General features: G+C 34.1%; 12 protein-coding genes. 5 read left to right on the top strand and 7 right to left on the bottom strand.

The window, feature by feature from the left end:
* Positions 1-34: 34 nt before the first annotated feature.
* Complete coding sequence (locus QYS47_RS08110) at positions 35-472, bottom strand: DUF4174 domain-containing protein (RefSeq protein WP_322348331.1); 438 nt, start codon at positions 470-472, stop codon at positions 35-37.
* A 293-nt stretch (positions 473-765) separates the two neighbouring features.
* Here QYS47_RS08110 and QYS47_RS08115 point away from each other — a divergent pair, with 293 nt between their 5' ends.
* On the top strand, positions 766-4,155 hold the full coding sequence (locus QYS47_RS08115; RefSeq protein ID WP_322348332.1) for a methylmalonyl-CoA mutase family protein: 3,390 nt from the start codon (positions 766-768) through the stop codon (positions 4,153-4,155).
* Positions 4,156-4,314: 159 nt separating this feature from the next.
* Positions 4,315-5,787, top strand: a complete 1,473-nt coding sequence (locus QYS47_RS08120; protein WP_322348333.1) for a hypothetical protein — start codon at positions 4,315-4,317, stop codon at positions 5,785-5,787.
* Positions 5,788-5,916: 129 nt separating this feature from the next.
* Here QYS47_RS08120 and QYS47_RS08125 read toward each other — a convergent pair whose 3' ends face one another.
* Positions 5,917-6,114: a hypothetical protein gene (locus QYS47_RS08125; RefSeq protein WP_302126275.1), complete on the bottom strand. Its 198-nt coding sequence runs from the start codon at positions 6,112-6,114 to the stop codon at positions 5,917-5,919.
* A 174-nt stretch (positions 6,115-6,288) separates the two neighbouring features.
* On the opposite strand from QYS47_RS08125, the gene rlmF reads away from it, so the two are divergent.
* Positions 6,289-7,221, top strand: a complete 933-nt coding sequence (rlmF, locus tag QYS47_RS08130) for a 23S rRNA (adenine(1618)-N(6))-methyltransferase RlmF (RefSeq protein ID WP_322348334.1) — start codon at positions 6,289-6,291, stop codon at positions 7,219-7,221.
* Positions 7,222-7,253: 32 nt separating this feature from the next.
* Here rlmF and QYS47_RS08135 read toward each other — a convergent pair whose 3' ends face one another.
* From QYS47_RS08135 to fahA, 5 genes are all read right to left on the bottom strand, one after another.
* Positions 7,254-8,351: an efflux RND transporter periplasmic adaptor subunit gene (locus tag QYS47_RS08135; protein ID WP_322348335.1), complete on the bottom strand. Its 1,098-nt coding sequence runs from the start codon at positions 8,349-8,351 to the stop codon at positions 7,254-7,256.
* Positions 8,348-12,661, bottom strand: a complete 4,314-nt coding sequence (locus QYS47_RS08140; protein WP_322348336.1) for a CusA/CzcA family heavy metal efflux RND transporter — start codon at positions 12,659-12,661, stop codon at positions 8,348-8,350. The genes QYS47_RS08135 and QYS47_RS08140 overlap by 4 nt, the downstream gene beginning before the upstream one ends.
* 51 nt (positions 12,662-12,712) lie before the next feature.
* A complete protein-coding gene (locus QYS47_RS08145; protein WP_302100035.1) occupies positions 12,713-13,117 on the bottom strand; it encodes a hypothetical protein in 405 nt (134 codons plus the stop codon).
* Between the two features lie 134 nt (positions 13,118-13,251).
* Positions 13,252-15,879 carry a valine--tRNA ligase gene (locus QYS47_RS08150; protein WP_322348337.1) on the bottom strand — a complete coding sequence of 876 codons (2,628 nt, stop codon included), beginning with the start codon at positions 15,877-15,879 and terminating at the stop codon, positions 13,252-13,254.
* A gap of 225 nt (positions 15,880-16,104) precedes the next feature.
* Entirely contained in the window at positions 16,105-17,379 is a 1,275-nt protein-coding gene (gene fahA, locus QYS47_RS08155; protein ID WP_322348338.1) for a fumarylacetoacetase, read from the bottom strand.
* A gap of 604 nt (positions 17,380-17,983) precedes the next feature.
* Between fahA and QYS47_RS08160 the strand changes: the two genes are divergently transcribed.
* On the top strand, positions 17,984-23,797 hold the full coding sequence (locus QYS47_RS08160) for a T9SS type A sorting domain-containing protein (protein ID WP_322348339.1): 5,814 nt from the start codon (positions 17,984-17,986) through the stop codon (positions 23,795-23,797).
* Between the two features lie 29 nt (positions 23,798-23,826).
* Complete coding sequence (locus QYS47_RS08165; protein WP_302100049.1) at positions 23,827-24,018, top strand: hypothetical protein; 192 nt, start codon at positions 23,827-23,829, stop codon at positions 24,016-24,018.
* Positions 24,019-24,043 lie beyond the last annotated feature (25 nt).

The raw sequence follows: 24,043 nt of genomic DNA on the forward strand, positions 1-24,043 counted from the left end.
GTTTAAATAACCTGACCGGTATTTTGTATATTATTTAATTTTTATCTTTCATTTCTCTTTTTCTCATCGGCATAGCGTCAATAGTAGCAAATAGCTTTTCATTTTTGATAGGCTGGTCTTTTCTCATTTTAATTCCCCCATCTTTACCTATTAATATATTTTGATAACCATCTTCTGAATTAACATTCAATCTTTCCAAAATCTGTTCATAATTCAAGTATTGCTCCTTTTTAAGGTTTAGGGACTTAACTATTTCGTCTTCTAATATTAAAACTATTAAATCTCTTACCTTAAATTCTTCTAAATCACTTTTTATTTCTTCTGATTGTGAATCTAATAGAGAAGTGGAATATTCATTTGAATAAATCACCAATACTCTATTTTCCCATTTAAAGTCTTCAATTTGTTTTATTTGTGCCATTGAAAGATTGCTGTAAATAAATAATAGACTCGTAATAATTAAATATCTCATAATTAAATAACAGAATGATTTGTTCGATGTTTATAATTTGATTTTATAGCTTATAAAATTAAGCAATATTCTGATTCACAGATATTATCATTTGTTAATAGAGGGCTGTGTTATGATTTTTATAGCAAATAAAAGCTTGGTAAGCTTATAATTTACCTATCATTAACTAAGCCTTTTATAGGTAGTTTAAAATATAATTTTTGGATTATTCATACCTAACGAATGTTCGGTAATAGCTTTAATCTTTAGCTTAATTATTGTAATTTCGTACTTGGAAATAAACGACTAAAAATATGTCTGCATATAAAACTGAAGCTCCTTATAAACCTAAAAATAATGTCCGTATTGTAACGGCTGCCTCACTTTTTGATGGTCACGATGCTGCCATCAACGTAATGCGTAGAATCATACAATCTACTGGCTGTGAAGTAATTCATTTAGGTCATGACCGATCGGTAGAAGAAGTTGTGAACACGGCTATACAGGAAGATGCTCAAGCTATCGCAATGACATCATACCAAGGTGGACATACTGAGTATTTCAAATACATGTATGACTTATTAAAGGAAAAGGGAGCAAGCCATATAAAAATCTTTGGAGGTGGAGGAGGAGTTATCCTTCCTGAAGAGATTAAAGAGCTTCATGATTATGGAATTGCCAGAATTTATTCTCCTGATGACGGTCGTGAGATGGGATTGCAAGGGATGATCAATGATTTAGTAAAACAAAGTGATTACCCAACAGGGGAGAATTTAAATGGTGAAGTAGGAAGAATCGATAAAAAGGATGTGAAGGCAATTGCCAGATTAATATCTGCTGCTGAAAACTTTCCGGATGCTTCCAATGCTGAACTAGAAAAAATACGAGAAAAAGCGAAGGACCTTTCTGTACCAGTTTTAGGAATAACGGGTACTGGTGGAGCCGGTAAATCCTCATTGGTAGATGAATTGGTAAGAAGGTTTTTAATTGATTTTAAAGATAAAAATATAGGGATCATCTCAGTTGATCCTTCAAAGCGTAAGACAGGTGGTGCTTTATTAGGAGATAGAATTAGAATGAATGCGATTAATCACGAAAGAGTGTACATGCGTTCATTAGCGACTCGTCAGAGTAATCTTTCTATTTCCAAATACGTGAAAGATGCGGTGTCTATATTAAAAGCCGCTCAATTTGATTTAATTATTTTGGAGACTTCTGGGATTGGTCAGTCTGATACTCAAATATTAGATCATTCTGATGCCTCTTTGTATGTGATGACTCCTGAATATGGAGCAGCAACTCAATTGGAAAAAATTGATATGCTGGATTTCGCGGATATCATCGCTTTAAACAAATTCGATAAGCGTGGGGCTTTAGATGCATTGAGGGATGTAAAGAAACAATACCAAAGAAACCATGGGCTATGGGATGCAAAAGTAGATGATATGCCAGTTTATGGTACAATTGCTTCTCAGTTTAACGATCCCGGGACTAATTCCTTATACAAAACATTGATGGATAAAGTAGTAGAAAAATCAGGTGCTGATTTAAAATCTACTTTTGAAATTACAGATGAGATGTCTGAAAAGGTATTCATCATTCCACCAAATAGAACTCGTTATTTGTCTGAGATTTCTGAAAATAACAGAGGTTACGATCAATGGGTGGAAGAGCAGGCTGCTGTAGCCGATAAATTATACGGTTATAGAAAGTCAATTGATACGTTAAAAGAATCAGATCTTGAAGATAAAGATCGCTTGATCAAAGGTTTGGAGGAAGCTTACGCGAAGGAAGAATTAAATTTCGATCCTAAGAATAAATTATTAATTGAAGAATGGGGCGATAAGGTTCAAAAGTATAAAGACCCAATTTATTCATTTAAGGTAAGGGATAAAGAGATTAAGATTCAAACTCATACCGAATCATTATCTCATTCGCAGATTCCAAAAGTATCACTACCAAAATATAAGAGTTGGGGTGATCTTTTACGCTGGAATTTACAAGAAAATGTACCCGGTGAATTTCCATACACGGCAGGAATTTATCCTTTTAAAAGAGAAGGAGAGGACCCAACGCGTATGTTTGCAGGTGAAGGTGGGCCTGAAAGAACGAATAAGCGTTTCCATTATGTAAGTATGGACATGCCGGCTAAACGTCTTTCGACTGCCTTCGATTCAGTAACGCTATACGGTAATGATCCGGATTACAGACCTGATATTTACGGTAAAATTGGTAATTCAGGGGTAAGCATCTGCTGTTTGGATGATGCTAAAAAGCTTTATTCAGGCTTTGATCTAGCTGATGCCATGACTTCGGTTTCCATGACTATTAATGGTCCTGCACCTATGTTGTTAGGCTTTTTCATGAATGCTGCCATTGATCAGCAATGTGAAAAGTATATTAAGGAAAATGGAATGGAAGATGAAGTCAATAAAAAAATTGACAAAATCTTCAAAGAAAAAGGAGCAGAAAGACCTCAATATAGAGGAGACTTGCCTGAAGGGCATAATGGCTTAGGTTTAATGTTGTTAGGTGTTACAGGTGATCAGGTCTTGCCAAAAGACACCTATGCAAAAATTAAAGCAGAAACCATGGCGGTTGTTCGAGGTACTGTTCAAGCAGATATCTTGAAAGAAGATCAGGCGCAAAATACCTGTATTTTTTCTACAGAATTTGCTTTACGTCTAATGGGTGATGTGCAAGAGTATTTCATTGAAAATCAGGTACGTAATTTCTACTCTGTTTCTATTTCAGGTTATCATATTGCAGAAGCAGGAGCGAATCCAATTACTCAATTAGCCTTTACCTTGGCGAATGGATTCACCTATGTAGAATATTATTTAAGTAGGGGGATGGATATCAATAAATTTGGTCCAAACCTATCATTCTTCTTTTCTAATGGTATTGATCCTGAATATGCTGTTATCGGTCGGGTTGCGAGAAGAATTTGGTCTAAAGCTTTAAAACAAAAGTACGGAGCAAATGCTAGAGCGCAGATGTTAAAATATCACATCCAAACTTCTGGTAGATCCTTACACGCTCAGGAAATTGATTTTAATGATATAAGAACGACTCTTCAGGCTTTATATGCCATATATGACAACTGTAATTCATTGCATACCAATGCTTATGATGAAGCGATTACAACGCCTACAGAGAACTCAGTTCGTAGAGCTATGGCAATTCAGCTGATTATTAATAAAGAATTAGGATTGGCTAAGAATGAGAATCCGATTCAGGGGTCATTCATCATTGAAGAATTAACTGATTTGGTTGAAGAAGCGGTATTAACTGAATTTGATAGAATTACCGAAAGAGGAGGGGTGCTTGGTGCAATGGAAACTATGTATCAGCGTGGAAAGATTCAGGAAGAGAGCTTGTATTACGAAACTTTAAAGCATACGGGTGAATATCCTATCATAGGAGTCAATACCTTCTTAAATTCAAAAGGATCACCAACTGTAACTCCTGGTGAAGTAATTAGAGCCACAAAAGAAGAGAAAGAATATCAAATTGAAACACTTCGTTTATTGAATGATAGATTTGAGAATGAAGCTCAAGAAAGTCTAAATAAATTGCAGGATGCTGCTATAAAGAATAAAAACTTATTCTCTGAATTAATGGAGGCTACTAAATTTTGTTCGTTAGGTCAGATTACGAACGCAATGTTCGAGGTCGGTGGCCAATACCGTAGAAATATGTAGGTTTAGATTATAGATTCTGGAACCTAGATTATAGATAAAAGAAAAGCATGGTGAAAGCCGTGCTTTTTTGGTTTAGGTATTAACTGTCTTGTTTTTAAATTTTATATATTACAACTACTAATTTCAATAATTAAATTTTCATTGTATAATTACAAGTAAGTGATCTATAATTTATTTATTAAAGGTTTTACAGACGGAGGGATAAGAATTGAAAATGAAATAATCCAGGGTGAAGAGTTTTTGACTATTGCAGATTTTCAAGATAATGAAAGTAATACTCATATAGTTTTTAAGAATTGTACTTTTTTAAAAAAATTATCGATTGATATATTTAATAATTCTAAAAGTAAACTTAAAAAGGTAAAATTTCACAATTGTAAAATCATTAAAGATTTAGAAATTTATCATTGTAAAAATTCAGAATTCAGCTTTAGCGGTAGTAGAACAGAAATCCATAAAATAGATATCTTTAATTGTTATGAAGGTTGTAAATTTGATTTTAACAATATTAGCTGTTCAATTTTAGATTTTACCTCTGTATACAAAGAGCAATTTCTTAAAATATTTTCATGCAATTTTAATTCCATTTCTTTAAATGGAACTATGGATTTGGTTGTGAAAATCCTAGGAAGAGGGACATTAGTTAAGGAGTTCGTAATGTCATCAGTTGATTCAGGCAATATTGAAATCTCAGAATCACAAATTGATAGTTTAGTGGCTTATGATTGTTTCTTTACTTGGTTAACTTTTAAAGGTAAAAATGGTGAGGTGCAATCACAGAAATTCGATATTTACAATTCTGAAGTTGAAAATTTGAATCTAGATAAGATTCAAGTAAATTTTTTTAGGTTGAATTTTGTTAAAATAATTGAACGTGGGAATGTTACAAATTCAAAGTTTGTCAATGAAGCTTATTTTCAAAATTTAGATTTTACAAAGCTAAATTTAAATAATCTTGATTTTTTCAAACTGAAAGAATTGTCATTTAGTGGATCTACATTAAATGGCGGAGTTTTTCAAGCTATAAAATGGCCTGAAACTTATTTTTTAAAATCTAAATTCAATTTCAAATCTTTTGTTATCACTCCTTTGAGGTTTTTTAAAAATTTATTTTCTCATAATAAGTTTGAAAACAGTGGGTTTGATTTGATTAAGGAAAAATCATTAGCTGAACAGTATCGTCAGTTGAAGGTGATTAGTCAAAATAATGGTGATAGATTTTCTAGCCTTCAGTTTTACCAGAATGAGATGAACTCAAATTTATTAATAGGATCACAAGATAAAAGTCTCAATGGCTATGATCGCTTTTTATTAAAAACTAATAAGTGGTTCAGTAATTTTGGTTTGGACTATTTTAGACCATTAATTTGGTTGTTATTTCTACATACATTTATTTTTACTTTTATGATTATTAGTGGCTATAATAGTATGGAATTTATCTGGCCATGGAATAATTCATGGTACGAGATTGGAAACTCCGTTGGGTATTACTTTTACTTAATTAACCCTTTACATAAATTACCTTCTGAAGAAATTGGGGTGATATTAGGACTAGACTTTATCAGCAGAATAGTAAATTCTTATTTTATATTTTATATTTTGAAAGCTACCAGAAAGTTTACTTTTAATTAACCCTTTTATTTTTCATTTTGGGCTGCATGAGCAGCTTCTACTTTTTTGTTATTTCATCTAAAAATGGAGAGATGTCTGATTGGCTTTTAAATTTTTTTAATTATTTTGAAAATCTTTTTAATCTCTGATTTACTCATTCATTTTCTCTTTTCTATTCTTTAGAAATTCCTCAAAAGGAACATATTCTTCATTGCTAGCTTTTACTTTATCGTATAGTTTTATGTCTTCCAACTCTTCCAGATCTTCCATTAATTTTTCATATTCTGCAATAGGGAGAATCACAGATTGCTTTTTACCTTTATCATCGGTTATAAATTGAGTTTCCATAGAATTTTAACTTTACACTCTAAACAGTAATCAATATACAAAAATTTCATAATTTCAGGATATTATCAATTGTTAGAAAAAGCAAATGGTTTTGAGAATTCTTTAATCTTATATCTAAAATCCTCAATCTCTATTTATTACCTTACCTTTACACTTGAATTCTAATTTTTTAAAATGCCTACTCCACAAAAGTCCAGCTTACACCCCCAAAACCCTTTCAATACCAGATACGAATTAGAAAATTTATCGGAAGTACTTCCGGAATTGAAGCCTTTTGTATTTGTTAATCAGTACGGAAATCAGACTTTGGATTTTGCTGATCCCAAAGCAGTGAAGGCTTTGAATAAAGCACTATTATTAAAGCATTATGACTTAAAATATTGGGATATACCGGATGGTTACCTTTGTCCTCCTATACCGGGTAGAGCGGATTATTTATTTCATATTAATTCATTTTTACAAAAAAAGAGGAATGGTGTAAAGATTAAAGGAGATATGGTTAATTGCTTGGATATTGGTACAGGAGCAAGCTGCATTTATCCAATTATAGGACATAAGGAATTTGGATGGAAGTTCGTTGGATCAGAGTTTGAATTCAAAGCCTTGAATTCTGCACAAAACATTATCAATAATAATGCATCCTTAAAGGAGGCAATTGAATTACGAGTTCAGCAAAAATCTAAAGATATTTTCAAAGGCATTATAAAAAAACATGAATTTTATGATGTAAGCATCTGCAATCCTCCATTTCACGCTTCAGCGGAGGAAGCCGAAAAAGGGACTATTAGAAAACTGAAGAACCTTAAGCAATACAAAGGGGAAAAGAAACCTATTTTAAATTTTGGAGGTAAGTCGAATGAACTTTGGTATGAAGGAGGAGAATTGAAATTTATTACCAATATGGTGGTACAAAGTAAATACTTTTCTCATTCGGTTCGATGGTTTACTACTTTAGTTTCCAAAGAATTCAATCTTAAGAAAATATATGAAGCCATAAAGCAGGCGGGTGCTAAGGATATGGAAACGATTGAGATGGTGCATGGCAACAAGAAAAGTAGAATTGTAGCTTGGACATTTTTGGTTCCAGTCAAAGTAAGTAAAGGATAGACCTAATTTGATGGGTCTATCCTTTAATTATTTTATTCCGTGCTTAAATAGTAAGCTCCTTCAATTACGTAATTTTTATTTGCATTTAAGCTGTTAGGATCTATTCCAATATACTCTTCATTTTCCGCCACCATTTGAATTTCAACTTTATTAAATTGATTATCAGCTAATGCTTCAAAAATATAGATATGGTTTCCTTGTCTTAAAATTCCTTTTTTAGGCATTAGTAGTAAACTATCAGTTTGAGAATGTACAGTCACTTCTAGCTGAGCGCCTAATGGGATATTTACTTGTTCTGGAATGTCAGCATGTGCTAAGACGGCATTACCTGTTAACTTTTTATTGATTAAATGTAATTTGCTTTCGTAAGACTTATGGCTTTCTGGTAATTTAAAACTGACTCTTTGCTCTTCTTTTAAGAGATGTATGTCTTTCGGGTAAACCAAAAATTCAAGATGCATTTCATCAAGATTAACGATCTCAAATAAGTCCATATTAGGTTCAGCAAGCATTCCTCTTTTAACATAAACCGCTGTTACGAAACCGCTAAAAGGAGCTCTTATGTGCAAGTTTTCCTGAAGGTTTCCTTTTACTAATGAGCTAATATTAACTCCTAGTTTTTGCAACATACTTTTCTTAGCATCAGTATTCACCTTCATCTCATAATATTTTGCTTCAGTTTGCTGATAGCTTTTTAATGAGATCGCTTTATTTTCTACCAAGCTTTTCTTTCTTTCAAAATCAGCCTGCAACTGTTTTAAAGTATTTATGGAAGCTAGATATTCACTTTGAAGTGTCAATATATCTGGATGAGAGATAGTGGCTAAAGATTGCCCTTTTTTCACTTTATCACCTGGTAAAATACTAGTACCGTTAATAAATGCACGCTGCACAATATGTACGTTAGCAATATCCTCTGGTGCTACAGCAAGCTCACCAAAGACAGTGAGTTTTTTATCCAATGGAGCTTTTTTCAACTGTGCAATTTTCAATGAGCTATTGGCTAACTGTTCATTGCTTAAACTGATAGCAACTTCTTCTTGAGCGGCTTCTTCTGAATTAAGCTGTGTTTCTTCGCTACAAGCCGACATGACTAACAGCATCGATAATATTATATAATTGATTTTCATTTTGTTTCTGTTAAATATTGTAATTCAATTGAAATGTTGGCGATCTCTTTTTTGAGTTCTAAATTGGTTTTTTGAATGTTGTAAAGAGCATTTAAATTTTGTACGAATTCGTAAAAGTTTAACTCTCCAATTCTTAAAGCCTCAGATGAGGATGATTCAAGATTTTCTAATTGATCAATCATAGCAGAACTTTTAGACAAGAGTCGTTCATAATTCTGATAATCTTTTTTTGCAATAATCAATCGTTGACTTCTCTCATAATTCTGCCAATCGATTGTCGATTTTTGTATTTCTTTTTCAATTTTTAATTCTTGAATGTTTCCTTTCACATTATTGTAGAAGATTGGTATACTTAATCCAATCTGGAAGCTTTGAAATCCAGTTATATTATTCAAACTTTGATTCACGTATCCTACATAGGCTTCAGGAAAATACTGTGCTTTACTTACTTTGATTGAACTACTAATCGTTTTCATCTGCTGTTTATTTCTGAGAGTAAAGGCAGGATCAAGAGTCAATGAATCAAGAGAATTACTCCATTCATATCTGCTATATTGACTGATGGAATCAGGTAGCTCATTACAAAAACAAAGCTGTTTCAAATTTTTAGTATTTTCGTTTAAAAGCTTTTTTCCTTTTATTAATTCATTTTCAATACTCATTAATTGACCCGATATACTGAGGATTTCCAGCTTTCCACTCTCACCTTCTTCAATCATTTCTTTAGCTTGTTTCATGCTTTTCTGTAAAAGATCCGATTGATCCTCTAAAAACCGTACTTGTCTTTTACTATATGTCCAGTTATTCCAAGCTTTTCTGATATCAGCAGCTACTTGTTTTTTAGCTAGATGATATTCTTTGTTTGCTAGTTCGATTTGATGATCCGCCATTTCGGATCTTCTAAAATTAGCAGGTACATTTCCAATAGATTGTTGAATCGTCCAACTATTATCAATTAAAGGACCGTCTAACTGACCTCTTTGATAATTTATATTGGTGGAAGGAATTTGAAAAGCTTGGGTTTTAAAACTTTTAGCCTGTTCTATTTTTAGTTGTGCATTGATCACATGAGGATTTTTTTCCATAGCATTAGTGATCATACTTTCTAAAACTTGAGGATCATTTTTATCCTGTGCTTGTAACTCATGATTCAGTCCTGAAATACTCAGCAAGCATAGGATTATGATAGGTATAATCTTACCACTCATTTTTACTTTATTGATTAAATAATATAAAGCAGGCAGCACGACTAGCGTTAAAAAAGTAGCTGTAATTAATCCTCCAATTACTACTGTAGCCAATGGTTTTTGAACCTCTGCTCCGCTTGAAGTTGAAACAGCCATAGGTAAGAAACCTAAAGAAGCTACTAGTGCAGTCATGACAACAGGTCTTAAACGATCAGCACTTCCTTTTTTAATGAGTTTGATCAAGTCCATTTCTTTTTCTTCTGCTTTTAAGTCATTCAAATGACTGATTAATACAATTCCGTTTAATACGGCTACACCGAAAAGAGCGATGAAACCTACTCCGGCAGAAATACTAAATGGCATGTCGCGTAACCATAAAGCTAAGACTCCGCCAATGGCTGATAGGGGTACGGCAACATAGATTAAAAGCGCATATTTAATTTTACCAAAAGCAAAGTATAAGAGTATGAAAATCAGAGCTAAAGCTACCGGAACGGCTATAGATAAACGTTTACTTGCCTTTTCTAGAGTTTCAAACTGACCTCCATACTTAATAGAATAGCCCGGATCCATTTTGAGATTTTCATCTAATTTACTCTCAATATCTGCTACAAGTCCCGCAATATCACGGTCTCTAACATTCACACCTACTACTACTCTTCTGCGAGTATCATCTCTGGAGATCTGTAGTGGACCTTCTTGATATTCCCATGAAGCCACCTCTGATAAAGGAATAATTGTGCCATCTTTGCTTTTAATAGTAAGCTGATCTAGGTTTATGGAATTTCTGAAAGATTCACTCAATCTCACTACTAATTCAAACTTTCTTTCTCCTTCAAAAACAAATCCTGCATTTTCACCAGCATATGAGGCTCTTACAATACTGTTTAATTCTTCAATAGAAACGCCATATTGAGCGGCTTTCCTTCTATTGTATGAGATAACCCATTGTGCTAAACCTTCAGTTTGCTCTACTTTCACATCAGCTGCACCCGGTACTTCTTTTATGATAGCGGAAGCTTGTGCGCCATAATCTGCCAATTTCTGTAAGTCTTCGCCATATATTTTGATAGCAATATCTGATTTTGCTCCTGTAATTAATTCATTAAAGCGAAGTTGAATAGGTTGCGTGAATTCAAATACAGCAGTAGGTATTACTGCGAGTTTCTCTTCCATCTTTTCGATCAAATCAAAACGATTTTCACCATTCACCCATTCATCCTTTGGCTTCAAAATGATCATAATATCTGCTAATTCGATTGACATCGGGTCAGTCGGGACTTCAGCCGTACCAATTTTTGAGACCACAGACTCTACTTCCGGGAAATTATCTAATAGGATTTGTTCAGCTTTGGTACTGGTGGCAATACTCTGCTCAAGTGAACTCCCCGGTGGTAAAGTCATTTGCATGGCTAAATCACCCTCTCCTAATTGCGGGATAAATTCCGAACCCATTTTGGTGAAGATGAAAATGGAACCTCCTAATAATATTGCAGATAAAGCAACAGTCATTTTTGGGTTTTTTAATGAAGTGTTTAGTACAGGTTTATAAGCTGCTTTTAGTTTTAATATGATCTTATCTGCAAAGGTGACTTGCTCTTTGATTTTCTTTTTCAAGAATAAGGCAGTCATCATAGGTACATAGGTCATGGACAAAATCATCGCACCAATAATGGCAAAGCTCACCGTTTGTGCCATAGGTCTGAAAGTTTTACCTTCAATTCCTGTTAAACTTAAAATAGGTAGGAAGACTACTAAAATAATCAGTACCCCAAAAGCGGCAGATTTGTAAATTTTCTGCGATGCATTAATTACTACTTCATCCATTTCAGATTGACTTAACTGCTTGCCAATATGGACAGTAAAGAGAATGTGAAGAATACTTTCAACAATAATAACAGCACCATCTACTACTATACCAAAATCTATAGCTCCTAATGACATGAGGTTAGCTGAAACATCAAAGATGTTCATCATAATGAAAGCAAATAGTAATGAGAGCGGTATAATGGAGGCTACAATCAGACCTGCTCTGAAATTACCTAGCAACAATATCAAAACAAATATTACGATTATACCACCTTCCAATAAATTGGTTTTAACAGTGTTAATAGCTCTTCCAACTAAATCTGATCTGTCAAGATAAGGCCTGATTTTCACCCCTTCTGGTAACGATTTTTGGACTTCAGCCACTCTAGCATTTACTGCTTCTAATGTTTTTGATGAATTTGCACCCTTCAGCATTAAGGTGATGCCTCCAACCGCTTCGCCTTCTCCATCTTTAGTCATGGCACCAAAACGTTTTGCATTTCCGAACTGAACAGTTCCAATATCTTTTATAAGAACTGGTGATTTCGGGTCATCTTTAACCAAGGTATTACGGATATCATCCAGGTCTACCATCATGCCCTCTGTTCTTACGTAATAGGCGTTTTGATTTTTTTCTATATAACTTCCTCCAGAATTCTCATTGTTAAGTTGAAGGGCAGACGTTACTTCTTGAAAAGTAACCCCTTGTTGCGCCATTAATGAAGGATTAATTGCAACTTCATATTGCTTAAGAAATCCACCAAAAGAACTTACTTCTACAATTCCCTTAATTCCGGATAGTTGTCTTTTCACAATCCAGTCTTGGATTGTCCGGAGCTCCATAGGAGAGTACTGCCCTTTATGTTCATCATCCACCTCTAATGTATATTGGTAGATTTCACCCAAACCAGTTGTGATGGGCATTAATTCAGGAGCTCCCAATTTTGAAGGGATTTCACCACTTACAATATTGATTTGTTCCTGAACATATTGTCTTGTATCCAGTAAAGGTACATGCTCTTCAAATACGATGGTCACTACCGATAATCCATATTTCGAGATCGATCGGATTTCTTCAATCATCGGAATATTGGCCATTGAAATTTCAATGGGATAGGTAATGAATTGTTCTACTTCTTGTGCTGATAGTGAAGGACTTACCGTGACTACTTGCACTTGATTATTGGTAATATCAGGGACTGCATTTACAGAAAGCTGATTCATTGAATATATACCGCCACCAATTAAAGCGATTACTCCAAAGAACACGATCAATTTGTTCTTTATGGAGAAAGAAATAATTTTTTGAAACATGAAATGTTATTTGATTATTTAAGAAATAAATAAATAAATGTGAACGAATTCTTAAATAAGGGAAGGGGGGCCTCTATAAGAGAAACTACTTTTGAATATAGATTGAATAATTTTATCTTCAATCAGAAGTTGTATTGAATTATCATTTTCAATTTGTGAAAAATCGAAATCAATGATTGTAGGAACTAATAAAAATAAATCATTACTTGACAGACTTTGTTGGCTCGCATGTTTGGCTAGTGCCGAATTGTTATTTTGATAATTGTCAAGGTGATTAGCTCCTAAATTAAGGTGAAAGCCAATTTTGAGTAAATCGATTGGAGATTTTACAGGTTCATTTCTGAGAATCTCATTAAGATTAAAGCCATTTTCACTATGATGATGAGGCACAAAGCTGTGTAGCAGTAAAATATTTACCGATACAGTAATTAAAAATATGCCTAAAATTCTCCTCATTGATACAAATGTAAAACTTTATAATGATACGTTACTATTTAAAGTATAGTTTTAATAATCTGATAATTTTGAAAGAGATAAAAATAAAAGCATCCGCTTAAATACGGATGCTTTAAAGTGAGATAGATATTTTATCAACCTAAATTGGCAAGGCTTTCCTCAAGGGTTTTTATTCTGGCTTCAGCATCTGCTTGTTTTTTCTTCTCCATTTCAACCACTTTTTCTGGGGCATTACTCACAAATCTTTCATTTTCAAGCTTCTTTTGTACACTTTTAAGGAAACCTTTAGTGTAATCAAGCTCTTTTTGAATTTCTTCCTTCTCTTTTTCAACATCAATGGCACCTTCCATAGGAACGAAACACTCATCTGATCCAATAAAGAAACTAACAGCTTGATCAATTTTAGTATTGGTGAACTCTAGTGATTCAATATTTGCTAGTTTGTTAATAACAGAGATATACTCTTGATAAATCATTTCGTCATTAGTCTTCACAAATAACTTTAAAGCGTCTTTTGGAGAAATACCTTTCGAAGCTCTTATATTTCTAATCTGTGAAACTAATTCAAATGTTAATTTCAAATCTCCTAATATAGACTTGTCATAATCCTTTTCTATTGGCCAGTGATTCACAATTACACAATCCTTAGCATCTCTTTCAGTAATTTGATGCCAAATCTCCTCCGTAAGGAAAGGCATAAATGGATGAAGTATAGTTAAGATATCTTCGAAGAATTTGATCGTAGCCTCATAAGAATTTTTATCTATAGCTTCTCCATATGGTGGTTTTACGATTTCTAGATAGTAAGAACAGAAATCATCCCAGATCAATTTATAGGTAGTCATTAAAGCATCAGAAATTCTGAATTTGCTAAAATGATCATTGATTTCTCTTAAAGCATCCTGGAATCGAGCTTCAAACCAATCGATTGCTTTCATGGCTTCAATTGGAGTATCCTTTTCGGTAACTTCTAATCCTTCAATTAATCTAAAGGCATTCCATATTTTATTACCGAAATTCCATCCTTGTTCGCAAAGCTTTTCTTCAAATAATAAATCATTTCCGGCAGCCGCAGAAAGCAATAACCCAACTCTAACGCCATCAGCACCATGCTTATCAATCAAGGCTAAGGCATCAGGAGAATTGCCTAATTGCTTAGACATTTTTCTGCCTTTTTCATCTCTAACAATTCCAGTCAGGTACACATTTTTGAAAGGTAGTTCTCCCTTAAATTCATAGCCGGCTATGATCATACGGGCTACCCAGAAAAACAGAATATCAGGACCCGTTACCAAATCATTGGTAGGGTAATAGTAATTGAAATCTTCATTATCGGGATCTTTGAAACCGTCAAAAACAGAGATTGGCCACAGCCAAGAGCTAAACCAAGTATCTAAAACATCCTCATCTTGTTTTAAATCTTCGATTTTTAAGTCTTGATTGCCTGATTTCTCTTTCGCTAATTGTAAAGCTTTATCAGCATTTTCTGCCACTACAAAATCACCATCCGGAAGAAAATAAGCTGGTATTCTTTGTCCCCACCATAACTGACGTGAGATACACCAATCTCTTACATTTTCCATCCAATGTTTGTAGGTGTTTTTAAACTTAGGTGGAATTAGTTTGATGTTATCATTCATCACATTCTCATAGGCAGGCTTTACCAATTCCTCCATTTTCACAAACCATTGTGTAGAGAGTTTCGGCTCAATAACTGCATCTGTTCTTTCAGAATGACCAACATTATTGGTATAATCTTCTTCTTTCTCTAATTGATCAACTTCTTTTAAAAGCTTGGCAATTTTCTTCCTGGCTACAAAACGATCTTCGCCAACTAGGATTTGAGCTTTTTCATTTAGCTTACCATTATCATCAATAATGTCAATTACTTCTAAATTATGGCGTAAACCAATTTCGTGATCATTAATATCATGAGCAGGGGTAACTTTTAAGCAACCTGTTCCAAATTCCATATCAACATAATCATCTTCCACAATTGGAATGGCTTTATTAATTAATGGAATGATTGCTTTTTTACCTTTCAGATGATGGAATCTATCATCATTTGGGTTGATACAGATGGCAGCATCCGCCATAATTGTTTCTGGTCGAGTAGTGGCGATAACCAAATAATCATCACTACCTTCAATTTGATACCGGATGTGGTAAAGCTTACCATTTACCTCTTTAAAGTTTACTTCATCATCGGCTAAGGCAGTTTTTCCTTCAGGATCCCAGTTTACCATTCTGGTTCCTCTGTAGATGTATCCCTTTTTGTAAAGATCAACAAAAACCTCAATTACAGCCGCTGACATATCTTCTTCCATGGTGAATCGCTCACGATCCCAGTCACAAGAGGCACCTAGCTTTTTGAGCTGTTGTAGGATAATACCACCATATTTTTCTTTCCATTCCCAGGCATGTTTCATGAATTCATCTCTTGTGATTTCATTTTTATTGATGCCCTTCTCTTTCAACATCTTTACTACTTTAGCTTCGGTGGCAATAGAAGCATGGTCCATACCCGGCACCCAACATGCTTCTTTTCCTTGCATCCTGGCTCTTCGAATCAAAACATCCTGAATCGTGTTATTCATCATATGCCCCATATGTAATACACCAGTGACATTTGGCGGTGGAATAACAATGGTGTAAGGCTCTTTTTTCGGATCTGGTTTTGAAGCAAAGAATTTTTGTTCCATCCAGTGTTTATACCATTTGTCTTCTATATCAGAAGGGTTGTATTTTGTTGCCAGTGACATATATGAATTATTTTATTCTAATTTTTTATATAAAATGAATCGCAAAATTAAGCAATTCAATAATTTTTATTGAGGGATAATGAATAAAAAAGCTTTTCCAATCATAAAAGCTTTTTGTAATGATAGTAACACCCCCACAGCCCCCTCAAGGGGGCAGGGTTGTTAAAATGACATTGTTTTGAACTGGATTTCTATCCCCTTGAGGGGATTATAGGGGTGTAAAAATTACTTCGCAGGAAGTAATTCAGTTCTAACTTCACCAAAACCAATTCTTACACCATTCTTTTCTCCATGGCCTCGCATAATCACAGTGTCATGATCATTGATGAATTTACGTACTGATCCATCAGGCATTTCAACAGGTTTTGTTCCTCTCCAACTAATTTCAAGCATAGAACCATAAGAGGAAGGATCATTTCCGCTGATAGTACCTGAAGCGTAAACATCACCAGTATTGATATTACAACCATTCACCGTTTGATGGGCTAATTGTTGTACTACATTCCAGTACATGTATTTAAAGTTGGAATTCGTTACTACTTTTTCTTCTGAATCTTTCGGTTTGATTCCTACTTGAAGGTCAATGTCAAAATGGTAATCTCCTGTAAATTTTAAGTAGGGTAGAACTTCAGGTTCTTGTTTTGGACCTGCTATTCTAAAGGGTTCTAATGCTTCCATCGTAACAATCCAAGGTGACATAGAAGAACCAAAATTCTTCGCAAGAAATGGGCCTAGTGGTACATATTCCCATTTTTGAATATCTCTTGCAGACCAATCATTAAATAAGGTAAAGCCAAATATATGCTCTTCTGCCTCTTCTGTAGAAATTGAATCTCCTAATTCATTTTCACCACATGTGATAAATGCCATTTCCAATTCGAAATCAACTAATTTAGCCGGCCCAAAATCTGGTTTTTCTGCATCTTGAGCAATCGTTTGACCTTTTGGTCTGTGTAAAGGAGTACCTGAAATCACAATAGAAGAGGCTCTGCCATGATAACCTACCGGGATGTGTTTCCAGTTCGGTAATAATGCATTATCAGGATCACGAAACATAGTACCTACATTAGTCGCATGTGATTCTGATGAATAAAAATCTGTATAATCGCCAACCTGAATAGGTAAATGCATAGTGGCTTTTTCCATTGGAACTAAGGCCTTAGCTTTTAGTTGGTCATTCGATTGAAGTTCTTGATTATCAACTTGAAGAAGCTCTGAAATTCTCTCTCTTACAGAAATGGTGATTTTTTTACCTAAATCCATGAAATCATTCAACACTGCTTTGTCAAAAATTCTGTCTGGTAAATTCAGATCATTGAATAATTGCGCGGATTGAATTTCAGTTAAGTCCAAAATATGATTTCCTATTGCTACACCTGCGCGCGCTGATTTTTCAGCAGTAGAAAATATACCATAAGGTAGGTTTTGAATAGGGAAATCTGAGTCTTTTGGTACTTCCACCCAGCTTTTTAAAGCTGGATTATTCGCTTTATACGTCATATTAAAAAGTCGTTTTTGTAGTCAGAAATTTTGAAATGCTAATATCTGAAAATTTGAGCAAAGGGGAAAGGAGAGGAGTAGTTAGTTAGGAGCTGGGAGATTGAAGTTAGTTTGCGATGTCAATTACTAACATCTGATTATTAGTGCTTAAAAAGTACCATTTGAATTATTCGTCCAGTCATTCTAATATTTGTTTAGTAGCTATTGCAAATCCGGTCTGACTTTCGTCTGACCTATTGAAGCATCCAATCTATTGAAAATATAATTTGAGAAAAGGAAGGAGAGCTAGTTAAAATTTAGAAGAGGGTTGTGTAGTGGTAAGTATGATGTTTGGTGTTGAGCAGTAGCGTATTTAATGCAATTAGTTACTAATTATTAATTCTTAATTCATAATTATTTTAATCCAACCATTCTACAAATTCGTATGTCTAAACAGGTATAGGAAAGGAAAATATGCTGTTTTAAAGTATTTTTCGATCAAATGTAATATTTAGAGGACTGTTCCTTACCTATTGTATAATTAAGTTCTTATTTTTGTTAATTAGAATAAATGAAGCTAATTGATTAGGGTTATTTTAGATTGGCGGATTTTAAAGAATTAATTATGAAGAAATTTTTATTTTCTATATTGTTTTTTGTTGGGCTTACTTCAATATCGTTTTCTCAAAGTGTAGGAGATTTCCAAACTCGCCAATCAGGAAATTGGAATGATAGCGATACTTGGGAAGAGTGGACGGGCTCTAGTTGGGATAATACAGCTAATACGCCTACAAGTGCTGATGGTGTTATATCTATTTTGAACTCTCATATAATTACAATATCAGCTTCTGTTACAACAGATCAAACATATATTAAGTCTGGTGGCCAAATTACAATAAATTCAGGCAATGTATTCACAGCAGCTGCTGGTCCTGGAGATGACTTAACAATAGAATCTGGAGGAATACTTCAAAACAATGGAACATTGACAATTCAAAGGATTGTTAGCCCTCCACCACCAAGACTTGGGTTAATAAGGGTTTTAGGTACGTTAATTCAAAACTCGGGAGCTTCAATCTCTAATGCAGCTACATCTTCTTTATTATTTGGTGCCAATAGTATTTATCGACATAATCAAGATGCTGGAACTATCCCAACATCCACATGGAACATTTCTTCAACAGTTGAAATTACTGGAGTCGTAAATGTTAAACCATCAGGATTAGGACAGTCTTTCGGTAATTTCAGATGGGACTGCTCTTCTCAAGGAGCATTTGTTGATTTAGAAGGGGCATTGACCACGGTAAATGGTGATTTTACAATGTTGGATAACGCTTTTTGGGGCGTTTATTTATCATCGGTGACTGACTACACAATGAATGTTGGAGGAGATTTTAGAGTAAGTGGTGGTACTGCATATTTAGGATTTAATAGTGCAAATATTGGTAATTTAGTTATAGGTGGGGATTTGATTTTTGAAAATGGTGCATTTATAGATCATAGTTTCGATGGAGATATAAATTTTGATATATCTGGAAATGTTCTTTATAATAATGCATCTGTTAATATTGGCTATGGTGGATCTTCTACAGTGACATATAATATTAATGGCGATCTAACCATATCTTCAAGTACTATTTCAAATCAATCTGCAAGTAATGGATTAATTAATTTTATTGGTTCGGGTAATCAAAATATTAGCGGAGTAATTGATTTTGGTAATTTTGATTTTATTATTGGAAGTAATTCAAATGTAATAATACCAGATGGTAGTTATTTAAGCGGTGCAGTAAGTTTGACTACTAATACAGGTGGAAAACTAACTGTAGGGTCTGTTGCTGCTAACGGTGCAATACAAACTGGAACAACTTCGGGAAATATCAGAGTCTCAGGAACTAGAACTTTCAATTCGGGTTCTACAATCGAATACAATGGAACAGCAACTCAAGCTCTGGGTAATGGCTTTCCATCCTCAGGAGTAAATTTAATTGTTAATAACACAGGAGGCGGAGTAAACATGAATTCAGATGTAACCATTGCTTCAGGCCGAACTTTAACACTCACAGAAGGAACCCTTAATATTGGCGATGGAAATTTATTAACACTTAATGGTAATGTAGTCACTACAAATGGAGGTATATCCGGGGGAGCTCTTTCTGATTTAACCATCGGTGGTACAGGAGCATTTGGAACCTTAGGATTTGTAGGTACTCAAGAATTAAGAAATTTCACTATCAATAGAACTTCATCTGGTACAATTATACTAGGAGGAGATTTAACGGTTTTAGGTGATTTAACTCAAACAGATGGAGACTTATTACTTAATGGGAATCAATTAACGATTAATAGTAATTATTCTCAAGCGGGTGGCAGCTTAATATCCAATTCTGCTTCTTCCTTGATCGTGAATGGTGCTGGGACATTACCAACTAGCTTATCATTTTCAGGTGATATTAATACAATTACTTTAAATAGAGCTTTAGCTACTCTTAATACGGGTGCTTCAGGTTTTACCTTATCTAACTTGAACTTATATTCTGGTACGCTTGATGGAACAGCCATAAGCATAGCGGATGGCGGATTTGTTGAAAGAAGAGCTTCAGGATCACTAACTAATGCCCTTATTCCAACAGGAACTTACAGTTTGCTATATAATAATAGTAGTTTGATGACCTCAGGACCTGAATTACATCCCACGGCTATTAACGATTTGACAAAAACAGGAACATCTACCTTAACAGTTGCTAGTGATTTTGATGTAAATGGTGTACTTACATTATCAAATGGAGCATTCGATGCAGGTGCTAACATAATTTCATTAAATGGAGACTTTGTATCTAATGCAGCTTCAACCTTGACTAGTGCTACTGTTACCTTTGATGGGACTACAAATTTATCGGGTGGTACAGCTCCAACTTTTGGTAATATTACAGTTAATGGAGTATTTAACCCTACTTCAAACTTAAATGTTAATGGTGATATAACGAATAATGGCACTTTAAATAGTTCAGGAGGTTTATTGACACTTAATGGAACTTCAATTTTAGGTGGTGCTAATCCAATTACTATAAATGATTTAACAATAGGAGCGAGTGGAGATGTAACTGCAAATGCAGCTGCTGATTTACAAATCAATGGTAATTTTACCAATAATGGTTTGTTTGATGGTAATTCTGGTACTGTTGTCTTTGGGGGTACAACCACTATATCTGGATCAGTTCCTAATTTTGCTAGCATTCGGGTTGATGGCACTTTAAATGCACCAGCTTCCTTAAATATTAACGGTGATTTTACTGTTAATGGTACTTTCAATGATAATGATGGAATTATTAATTTAACAGATGGCAATATTGCGGGCGGTTCTGCTTTTAATATCCATACATTAAATGCAAATGGAGCTATAAACAATAATAATACTGGAGGAGTAAATATTGAAGATGGTATTACAATTGGGGCAAGCACAACTTTTGACCTAGATGGAGGAGGTTCAGGTGTGATGACATTATTATCAACTCCTTCTAAAGATGCTTTTATAGGTGAGGTACCAAGTGGTTCAAGTATATCAGGTAATATCAATATCCAAAGAGCAATTTACACAGTTGGAGGAGATGGAAGAGGTTATCATATTGTGGGCTTTCCTGCCACTGGAGTTACTGTTGCTGATATCCAGGAAGAAATATCTATTACGGGCCCTTTTACCGGTTCTAGTGCTTGTCCAACCGCAGGATGTACGTATTCTATTTATGCGTATAATGAGGCAGCGGCAGGGGCTGGTGTTTTTGATGATGGGTATACTGGTTTTCCCGCTTCTGGAAACGGAGAATCGTTTACGAATGGAGAAGGATATTATATATTTAATTATGCAGGAGAACCTTCGTCTGGAATCATAGAAGGTAATGGTGCTGTTTTCTCAGGTAATTTCTCCACCACCCTATCTAGAGGAGCATCGGCAGATGCAGGTTGGCATATGGTTTCTAATCCTTATCCAGCGGCAACTGATTGGTCCCAATGGGATGCCTCAAATATAGCTGGTGGAACTGCATATTTATATAACCCTGGTTCTGGGAATTATATTGCTTTGGATGGTTTAACTCAGCAATTAATAGGGCAAGGTCAAGGATTCTTTGTAAGAGCCATTAGCAATGGTGTTAGTTTAAGTACAACAGAGGCATCCAAAGTAACGGGTACAACACCTACTTACTATAGAACTTTACCTCAAGAAAGATTTGAGATTATCTTAAAGACACCTGATTATGATGATATAACTATTGTTTCATTTAATCAGAATGCGACAGACAATTACGAACCGAAATACGATGCAGTTAGGTTATTAAATACATATGAGACAATTTCTACTTTAACAGAAGATAATGAAATGGTTAAAGTAAATAGATTAGCTCCGGTAACCAATTCTTCAAATTGTAGCAGATCAATAAAACTGAACTTGGAACAAATGGTAGTAGGAGATGACTATGCATTAGATTTCACTGGAATTAGTACTGTAAGTACTCAAGAATTGATTTTAAAAGATAACTTTCTTGCTACTGAAAGCATTATTACCGATAATTTAGTCTATAACTTTCAGGTAGCGGATGAGGTAGCTTCAAAAGGTTCTGATAGATTTGAAATTATATTAAATTCTAATCAACCGTCACAAATATCAACTGTTAGTGATGATGTTTGTCCTCAGCAAAATGCTACCATTGTACTACAAAATACTGAATCCTTTGTAAACTATTTGATTTCAAAAGGGGATGAAGTTGTAGCTTCTGTTGAAGGAAACGGTGCTGATGCAAATGTTGACATATCAACTGAATTATTAGCAAGTTCAATTAATGATTTTACAATTCAAGCCTTTGTAAGTGGTTGTGATACTACCAATGTTGGAAACGCTCAAGTTCAAGTTTATGATGAATTGATTTTAAATCAAGAAGTAAGTGGTTCTTCAATTTGTAGTTATGATAATCAAGCTTCTTTCAGTATTAAGACTCAATTAGGAGCTAATTATTATATTCTTGATGGGCAAGATACACTGCAATCAGTAAATGGGACAGGTGGTATTTACGATGGCTTTATTTCAGTTAAAGATCTTAACTCAGGTCTTAATGAATTTACGATAGCTGCTGAAAAGGATGCTTGTCAAAGCGGTACTTTACAATCAACATTAGAAATTAAATATCAAGATTTAGTAATTGATGAGAATATTGCTTTTGAATCAAATGATATTTGTATTGATAATTCTGCTTCCATAGATTTCACTGGTCAATCAGGTGTTACTTATAGTGTGTTTCAAAATGGATCATTAATAACCAATATTGAAGGAGATGGTACGAATCAATCTATAATAATTGATAAAACAGAATTGAGTTCAGGATCTAATGAATTTACAATGAAAGCTTCCTATGGTAGCTGTTCAGAGTTCGAATTTAGTGATAAAGTAATCATTAATGTTGAGGAAGAAATTGTTCCAGATCTAGATATCACCAATGCGAATAGCTGTGGTAGTGGAGTGGCATCTGTCATAATTAATAACGCACAGAACGGTAAAACCTATACCTTTGTATCAGGAGAAGAAGCCATTGTTTCAAAGCAAGCTTCCCAAGATGGTGAATTAATCATTGAAGTACCTGTCACTAGTTTAACTACAGGCTTGAATCAATTCGATATTTTAATTGAAGGACAAAATTGTACATCCTTAAATGCAAATCAGGTAGCTTCGGTAAATTATGTTGAATCTGCTATTATTGATCAAGTTGATGATTACAGTATATGTTTAAATGAAACCTTAACCATTGATTTGTCGGCTAATGTGGACATGGATAATTATCAGTTATTTTTAGGTGATGAATTATTAGCTGAAACAAATGAAGCTAGAATATCTATATCTCCAGAGGAAACAACTACTTATACCTTAACGGGTTCTACAACAAATAGCTGTGAAGTAAATTCAATAAACTTCACAGTTGAAGTGACTAATATTTCTAAACCAGGTATTTTAGCTTTCAATAATGTTTTAGAAAGCTCAATAGAAGGAGATTCCTATCAATGGTACCTGAATGGAGAATCATTAGAGGATGAAACCAACAAATTGATAGTAGTTTCAGAAAAAGGTGATTATGAGGTAGTAGTAACGCAAGTTAATTGTTCTGCTACAAGTGATGTTTATACTTTCGATCAGGAAATTTTAAAAGCTAATGAATTGCTGGAAAATTCAATCAATCTTTACCCGAATCCAGTAAGTGAAAAAATCTTTATTGATTTAAATACTATTAATTCAGTAAATATTACTATTTTCACCCTTGAAGGTAAGTTTATTGATAGTTTTAAATTAGAAAAATCTCAAACTGAATTGGATATGACTAAATATTCAAATGGTACTTATTTAATGCAGTTTGAATCCGATAAAGGGAGTATCACGAAAAGAATAATTAAGCAGTAAGAATAACTGCATTTGAATAGGGAATACAAATGAATTATAAAATAGTATTATCAATCGTTTTCATGGTTTTATTTGTTGGGATTTATGCTGCAATTGCACAGCCTGGCCCACCACCGCCACCACCAGATAGTAATCCTGTACCCATTACAGGTATAGAATACTTAATTGCTGCTGGTGCTGCATTTGGCGCTAAAAAACTATACGATAAAAAGAAAAAATAATCTTTAAAACTTTAATTACAAGGTC

This window comes from Marivirga arenosa (assembly GCF_030503875.2).
Lineage (GTDB): Bacteria > Bacteroidota > Bacteroidia > Cytophagales > Cyclobacteriaceae > Marivirga > Marivirga arenosa.